Genomic DNA, 7,878 nt, shown 5'->3' with positions numbered 1-7,878 from the left:
ATGGCTTTTCTAATTTTAATAATTTCAGGAATCGCGTATTAGCTTGCTTCTCTGATTAGATAAAATTATAACCACAAGTTCAGGAGAGCCAGTTCTTCTTGGAACTCATCATTAAATATATCGAGACGATTGAGCCTGAGAAATGTAAATAGTTTGGCTATAAATGATACGCTTGATAATCACCTCTTCTGAGGCTGATAGTTCCACAGGAGGAGTCCATAGAGGAGGACGCATAAGGTTTCTTCTCAAAACTTGTTAAAGTTTAACCGGGTTCTTACTTCACGTATCATAGTTGTCTGGTTCTGTCAAGTCTGGGTACTGAACCGACGCCCTAGCCATCCTCCCTTTCAGGTTTCGGCTAAACGAATCGCACCTACTGATTCCAGTTTTAAAAAAGAATGCAACTGTAGGCCCGCGATCCAAACCACGAGCTTCATCAGTCATTTCCAATTCTTTAATTCTTCAATCCTATGACTAATGACAACTGACGATCGGAATCTCGATCGCAAACTCAGTACCCCGTCCAGCTTCCGAAACGCACTCGAGCCGCCCCCCGTGCTGTTCCACAACTAAATGGTAAGAAATCGACAGTCCCAACCCAGTGCCCTTGCCTACTGGTTTTGTAGTAAAAAACGGGTCAAATAATTGGCGGCGAATCTCCTCCGGTATGCCCCGCCCGTTGTCGGAAATGCGAATCGCCACAAAATCGCCGCCAACAACTTCAGTGCGAATTGTAATAGTGGGAAAAGTTACTGGAGAACTAGGATTTGACGGGGGTAAATTTTTCCCATCTCTCCTCGCCCATTCCCCTTTCTGAATTTCTTCATCCAAAGCATCAATAGCATTGCCGATAATATTCATGAACACCTGATTGATCTGACCGCCACAGCACTCGATCAGGGGCAAATTACCGTATTCTTTAATAATGTCAATAGCTGGATGTGCGCCGTGAGCTTTGAGCCGATGCTGCAAAATCAACAAAGTGCTGTCGAGTCCCTCGTGAATGTCAACGAGCTTAATGTTAGATTGATCCGATCGCGAAAAATTGCGCATCGACACAACTATTTGGCGGATGCGCTCTGTTCCTACTTGCATAGAAGACATGATCTTAGATAAGTCTTCTACCAAAAAATCGACTTCCATCTGTGCTGCTGCTTCCCGAATTTCCGAGACTGGTTCGGAATAGTGCTGCTGGTAAAGTTCCAACAGTTGGAACAATTCTTTGATGTAGTGCCTGGCGTGGGAAAGATTGCCGTAGATAAAATTAACAGGATTGTTAATTTCGTGAGCGATACCGGCAATCATTTGTCCCAAAGAAGACATTTTTTCGGTTTGCACTAATTGAGTTTGAGTTTGCTGCAACTTTCGTACAGTTTGCTCTAATTGCTGCGCTTGATTTTTCAAGCAAGCTTGTTTTCGCCGCAGCGCTTCTTCGACTCGCTGGCGCTTGATAATATCCCGTCTCAACAATTCATTTGATTCTAAAAGTTGAGCGGTGCGTTCTTCTACTTGTTTTTTTAAGTCGTCATGAGCTTGGCGCAGGGCTTCTTGGGCCCGCTGCCGCTCTAAAATTTCTTGCTGCAAAAGTTCGTTGGCTTCCTGCAATTGAGAGGCTCGATCGTCAACTGCTTGCTGCAAAAGCTCGATCGTGCCGTACATTTCTGATTGGTTAAAAACTTGCGGCAAACTTGTCACGGAGACAACGCCCAAAAGTTCTCCGTGACTGCCAACTACTACCAAACGGCGGACACAGTGCCGCTGCATCGACTGATGGGCACTCCAGAGGGAATCGGCGGGAGATATGCAAAATAAAGGCGCACTCATGACCCTTGCTGCCGGGATTTCCGAGAGGTTTAATTCGAGGGCGTGAAACTGCACAATATCCCGCTCGGTGACAATGCCGATCGGAATTTGGTAATTTTCTATTGGTGCGATCGCCCGCTGTGGATGCTGAGTTGGCTCTTCGACAATGACGACGCAACTAACTCGATACTTGACCATGAGTTCGGCTAAATCGAGGGCTGAGGCAGTTTTTGGGGCCCAAATGACATCTTTAGTCATGACATCTGCTGCACAGCGCAAATTGGTTAGCAAGTTAACCGGTTGCAGGGCTTCGTGAATGGCTTCGCGGGTGATGATGCCGAGAAGTCGCGAGTCTTCGTCCACTACGGGCAAATGCCGAATCTGATGCTGGCGCAACGTGAATATAGCTGTGAAAATATCTTGAGACTCGGATTGTTTGAGAGTAATGGGCGATCGAGTCATTACGTCAGCAATTGTCAGTCCTACCGCACAAGCTGCTACGGTAGTTAGTTTGACGATATCTCGTTCTGTAAAAATGCCGATCGGCCGATTATCTTCCACGACTAACACGCAACTGCGCTTGGTCGGACTCGGAAGAGCGTGTGGTTTTTCGCCATAAAGCCGACAGGAGACACGCATCGGGTTCATCAAAGCCAACACTTGGGCGATCGGGGTTTCTGGAGCCACGGTGAGGGGGTGGCGGTCGATCGCCCGATCTAAAGGTGAAGAGTAGAGCGGCGGACTGTTGGGCCTCTCGGCGGGTTCTGATGTTTTAATGGCTGGCGGCTGCAGGGCTGAATCTAGGAACTGCTGTAATTTTTCTTCTTGTAGCATGGTTGATTATTAATTTTACTTAATGAATTGTTACAATTTTGCAGACTGGGGTTGGCAGACTTAGCATTAATTAAGCGGATTACAGATGCTCGATCGCCTGAAATTTCATTGCTAGAAAACCCCTGATTGAATTTTTATTTTTTAAATCCTATGTCGTGGACGCCATTAAGTCATCGAATTCATCATTTGCCGCTCATCCTTGCGGGCCCGATTTTGCGCCGGACTGAAAGTCGGGCCGTGACTGTTTGGCTGGCTCTGAAAGCACCCCGCCAAGTCGAACTCAAGGTTTATTCGACAGAGGGCGGAACCGGCGAAATTGTCGATCGGCCATTGCTCCAAGGTGCGAACTCTACCGTGCAGCTCGGCAAATACCTGCACGTAGTGGCGGTGACTGCTAAACCGATCGACAGCAATGTCTTGACATCCGGGCAAATTTATGCTTATGACATCGAATTTGCTGGGAGTCGCGAGTCGCCGTCGGGGGTTGCAGTCCCAGAAAATGAGAAAGAAAATCTCATTTCTTGCCTGTGGCCGGCGTCCCCTGATTGGTCGGCTTTGGGACGGGAGACGATCAGTTATTTCGCTCACCAGTTGCCCACTTTTGCCCTGCCGCCGAACGATTTAAACTATTTGCGTATCGTTCACGGTTCTTGTCGCAAGCCCCACGGAGACGGCAGAGATGCCCTGCCAATCTTGGATAATTCGATCGAACAGTTTGCAAGTACGGCAAATAGCAGGCCCCACCAACTGTTTTTAACGGGTGACCAAATTTACGGCGACGACGTTGCCGATGCGATGCTGTGGGCTTTGACGGATGCTGGCGATACCCTGTTGGGCTGGGAAGAGAGTCTACCCCTGATGGATGATGCCCAAATTAAAAAGAATTTGTGTATCAGTATACCTAAAAATGCGGAAAACGAAAATACAGTTGGCCAAGAGAGGGAAATTTTTAGAGAGTCACCTATTCAGAAACCGTCTGATGGTAAGTATGAGTCCAAAAAACCAATTGAGTTACAGCCGGGGACTCGCAGCGATATTGCCAGAGATTTTGGCGGCTTTACCGCGATGTTGGTGAATAAACCCAAAAATGCTAAAAGTCACTTGTTTAGCTTGGGCGAATATTATGCGATGTATTTGTTAGTTTGGTCGCCGGTACTTTGGTGCGAGCGTTTTCCGAAGGGTAAGGATATTTGCCCAAATTCTAAGCAGGCAAAAGTCTGGGATAGAGAAGTTGTTGAACTTGACGGTTTTGTTCGCAACTTGTGGAGGGTGAGGAGGGCGCTAGCGAATATTCCTACTTATATGATTTGCGACGACCATGATGTTAGTGACGATTTGTATTTGAATCGAGAGTGGTGTTACCGGGTGCTGGGGAAGCCGCTGGGCCGCCGCGTGGTGCAGAATGCTTTGCTGGCTTACGCTGTGTTTCAGGCTTGGGGAAATACGCCCGCACAGTTCGATCGCGAAAAACCGGGAGATAAATTATTAACAACTGCTGAAAAATGGTCGAATTCGGCGGGGACTGATGTTTCTGCTTGGGAGGAGGCGGCTTCGTATTTGGGAATTCCAGCGCTAGATCCGAAAACTCATTTGCCTAAGTTGAAATTAGATGAAGATGTTTTTATTTTGGATCGGGATGGCGAGGGTGTAAGTGAGGTTTTGAATTGGCATTTTACTGTGAGAAGTTTTAAGCACGAGGTGATTGTGCTGGATACGCGGAGTTGGCGGGGGTATCCGGTGAAAAGCGCGATCGATCCGCCGATGCTTTTGACTCACAAAGGTTTTGAGGAGCAAATTCAGAAACCTTTGAAGGAGACTGATTTTCTGAATAAAACTGGGGAGTTTGAGATTGAGGCGACGCTGGTGGTTGTGCCGACAAATTTGGTGGGTTTGTGGATTATTGATGTGGTACAAAAGTGGGATGTGGAACAGGGGAAGGTTTTTAATAGTGATGCGGGGGATGCTTGGAATTTTCACGAGTTGGCTTTTGTGAAGCTGTTGTCGGAGTTGTTTAAACAGCGCGATCGGGTGATTCTGTTGACGGGGGATATTCACTATGCTGCTGCTGTGCGACTGAGTTATTGGTCTGATTGTCATTTTGGCGATTCTCGATCGAATATTGAGCTTTTGAAGGGGGCGAACTATAAATCAAATTGTCAATCTTCTGTGTTGGCGCAGTTGACTGCTAGTGCTTTTATCAATGAGGAGTGGAAAACGCATTTAATTCATACTAAGATTAAGTCGCTGCTTCCTGAGCGATCGCACGAATGTTTGGGATGGAATGAGCCGCTGGAATTAATTAAGATTTCGAGGGGTGGCAGAAAGAAAGCTTTGGCGGCTGCTGTCAGAAATAGACAATCTCTGCCTGATTGGGGCTATCGGGTTGACTGGATTAAACGACAAAAAGCTCGGATGTTTTTGCAGCTAGAAAAGGGAACTGCGTCAAATAGATCGCATACAGATAAACGATTGTCGTTCCTGCGCAGGTTGTGGAATTTTATATCGCTGTTGTGGCGCAATCGCTGGCTGCAAGAGGGTGATGAGATTGTGGGATATAGCAATATTGCGATCGTCAGTTTTCAGTGGCCTGCTGAGGGTGATGGGGAGAAGGCGGTGATGCAAAATGTTTATTGGCGGCCGCTTTGGGCATCGGATAGTGTGGTTTACAGTCAATATTTTGTGCCGCTGGGATTGGATGAGCCAAGGGTTGATTGATCGGGTGTTCTGCATTTAAATTTAACTTTTTGGGCGTTGCTCAAAGCCCACTCGACGGGTTGAAGAGTCGATCGCCCCTTTCCCAAAAAGTCGATCGCACGGCGAAGATACGGCGGTTGAAACCGCGTCTACACGAGATTTTACCCGGATGGTGCGCGGGTTGAAGGCCTAATCCTCTAATAATCGATCGATCGAAACTGCAACATCGGGAAATGCTAGCGGAGTGATATTACCCTGAGTTAGAGTTTCTCTGAATTGATAGCCGTCATTTGTAGGCGAGCGAAATACTATCAATTCCATTGTTCGCAAATTGATGACCCAATACTCAGAAATGCCCGCTTGGGCGTAAATTTTGGTTTTAATTTCCAAGTCTTTACTGAGAGTAGAGTTTGAGTATTCAATCAGCCAAAAAATGTTTTCTGGATAGGGGTGATGTTCTCGGTAATCTCGTCCCAGACGTTGAACGACAGCGATATCGGGTTGTGGCTCAGAGTTGCTTGACGATAAGGTAATTGGCTTACCTTGGCGGACTTTTGCCCGATCGCCCAGCAAGTAAATTAGGTACTCTCCACCCTCATCGCTGGAGTAAGCATGGGATTCTCCTTCGGGGGCCATTTCGATGATTTCTCCACCTATTAATTCAACGTTTCGCCGTTCCAGAATACCGGCGGCAATCATATGGTGGTAGTCTTCAACTGTCCATTTTACAGTCGTGACGCTCACGGTGATTATTCCTATTATTTTATTCTCATTTTAGACTGCTTTTGCCGTTTGCGATCGCCCATTTCTCGAAAAGTCGATCGCCCAATCAACCCATCAACCCAAAAATCCGATCGCCCCAATCAACACACAAACCCGATCGCACATTTCTCTCAAATTCGATCCCCCGATCAACAAAAAACCCGATCGCCCATCCACCAAAAACTCGATCGCACATCAACCAAAAACTCGATCGCCCCATCAACAAAAAACCCGATCGCACATTTCTCTCAAATTCGATCGCCCCATCAACAAAAAACCCGATCGGCGGGGCTGCAGAAACCGGGTTTTTACCGAAATAGTTCGTTACAACTCACAGATTCGGCCAAAAATCCGGTTTCTTTTGTGGGAGGCGAGGGCCCAGAAACCTGGTTTTTTACGAAGATACTTGATTATAGTCCAGAAATTCGGTAAAAACCCGGTTTCTTTGTCGGAGTCCGTAAGTCCTGACACGCCCTCATCCCAACAACAACTCCTGAAACCGCACATCACCCCGAATCCCATCAAAATCCGCATCAGTTTTCGCTGACTCTCGATATATTTCCGGTTCCAATTCAATCGCGCGCCGCCAATTTTCCAGAGATAACTCAACATTACTTTGCAAGGCGTAAATGCAAGCTTTATCATAATAAACATTAGCATAATTCGGGTTAATTTGTAAAGCCTTATCAAAATAATCTATCGCTGACTCATAGCGACCTAATATCATCAAAGCATAAGCTCTATGAGCCAAAATATCGCAATCATTTGGCTCCAATTCCAAAGCTCTGTCAGAGCTGGATATTGCCTCTTCAGCACGCCCAGCCCTTCCCAGCGCCATCCCGCGCCAAGCCCATAAATAAGCTGTATTTGGTTGAATTTCTAGCGCTAAATCCCAACACCAAATAGCTTGTTCGTAGCATTCAGAATAGAATAGCGCTTGGCCTTGGTCGCTCCAAAAATCGCAGTCATCAGGCTCGATCCTCATCGCTCGATCCCAGCTTGTGCGGGCTGCATTTTGACTGCCGCACTTCATCAACGCCAAGCCTTGGTAAAACAAAAAAAATCGATTTTCTCCCTCTATTTCTATAGCTTTGTCGAGACTGGCGACAGCTTCTTCACAGCGCTGCAAATTGTACAAAACCTTACCGAGTTCAAACCAAACAACAGCCGCATCCGACCTCACCTTCGCAACTTCAGTTAATTTTAGTAATGCTCCTTCATACTGCCCTTTTTTAGCCAGCAGAAAACCATCGTAGAACAAAGTAACGGGATTATTGAGCAGTGTTGAATCCGCACTGAGAGCGGAATCGGGAAACTCTTTCATTCCCTCCAATCGCAGGAAATGCACCCGACCCGACGAATCCCCCGCTACAACTGTCGCCCCATCAGGGGCGATCGTACAACACTCAAAGTCAGCATCTCCGCTGAAACTAGCAATTTCTTTGCCACTAATCAAATCCCAGATTTTGAGGGTGTTATCCCCTGAAGCGGAAATCGCTCGTTTGCCGTCTGGTGCGAGATCCACTGCTGTTACCGAGTCAGTATGACCGGTGAGGGTTCTAACTTCGGTACCTGTCTCGGTGTCCCAGATTTTCAGGGTTTTATCCCTAGAAGCGGAAATCGCTCGTTTGCCGTCTGGTGCGATCGCCACTGCATTTACATCGCTAGTATGACCGGTGAGGGTTCTAACTTCCGTACCTGTCTCGGTGTCCCAGATTTTCAGGGTGTAATCGTCTGAAGCGGAAATCGCTGTTTTTCCGTCTGGTGCGATCGCCACTGCTTTTA

5 protein-coding genes are annotated in these 7,878 nt (G+C 47.1%); 2 read left to right on the top strand and 3 right to left on the bottom strand.

Going from position 1 to position 7,878, the window contains the following annotated elements:
• Nucleotides 1-474: 474 nt before the first annotated feature.
• Nucleotides 475-2,637 (bottom strand): CBS domain-containing protein, encoded by a 2,163-nt coding sequence (locus E5S67_RS30215; protein WP_172192920.1) that lies wholly within the window; start codon nucleotides 2,635-2,637, stop codon nucleotides 475-477.
• A 150-nt stretch (nucleotides 2,638-2,787) separates the two neighbouring features.
• On the opposite strand from E5S67_RS30215, the gene E5S67_RS30210 reads away from it, so the two are divergent.
• Nucleotides 2,788-5,352, top strand: a complete 2,565-nt coding sequence (locus E5S67_RS30210; protein WP_172192918.1) for an alkaline phosphatase D family protein — start codon at nucleotides 2,788-2,790, stop codon at nucleotides 5,350-5,352.
• Nucleotides 5,353-5,520: 168 nt separating this feature from the next.
• Here E5S67_RS30210 and E5S67_RS30205 read toward each other — a convergent pair whose 3' ends face one another.
• Nucleotides 5,521-6,075: a Uma2 family endonuclease gene (locus E5S67_RS30205; protein WP_172192916.1), complete on the bottom strand. Its 555-nt coding sequence runs from the start codon at nucleotides 6,073-6,075 to the stop codon at nucleotides 5,521-5,523.
• A gap of 48 nt (nucleotides 6,076-6,123) precedes the next feature.
• On the opposite strand from E5S67_RS30205, the gene E5S67_RS30200 reads away from it, so the two are divergent.
• Nucleotides 6,124-6,525, top strand: a complete 402-nt coding sequence (locus E5S67_RS30200; protein ID WP_216670815.1) for a hypothetical protein — start codon at nucleotides 6,124-6,126, stop codon at nucleotides 6,523-6,525.
• A gap of 43 nt (nucleotides 6,526-6,568) precedes the next feature.
• Here the strand turns inward: E5S67_RS30200 and E5S67_RS30195 are convergent.
• A partial coding sequence (locus E5S67_RS30195) for a tetratricopeptide repeat protein (RefSeq protein WP_172192914.1) occupies nucleotides 6,569-7,878 on the bottom strand: 1,310 nt, incomplete at its 5' end.

Origin of the sequence: Microcoleus asticus IPMA8, from assembly GCF_013179805.1 — a bacterium.
Taxonomy (GTDB): domain Bacteria; phylum Cyanobacteriota; class Cyanobacteriia; order Cyanobacteriales; family Microcoleaceae; genus Microcoleus; species Microcoleus asticus.
Note: the sequence above shows the minus strand (reverse complement) of the source record. Positions and strands in the feature narration are given on the sequence as shown.

Coding starts and splice junctions, on each gene's coding strand:
- E5S67_RS30210 (WP_172192918.1), top strand. CDS start 2,788: ATGTCGTGGACGCCATTAAGTCATCGAATTCATCATTTGCCGCTCATC.
- E5S67_RS30215 (WP_172192920.1), bottom strand. CDS start 2,637: ATGCTACAAGAAGAAAAATTACAGCAGTTCCTAGATTCAGCCCTGCAG.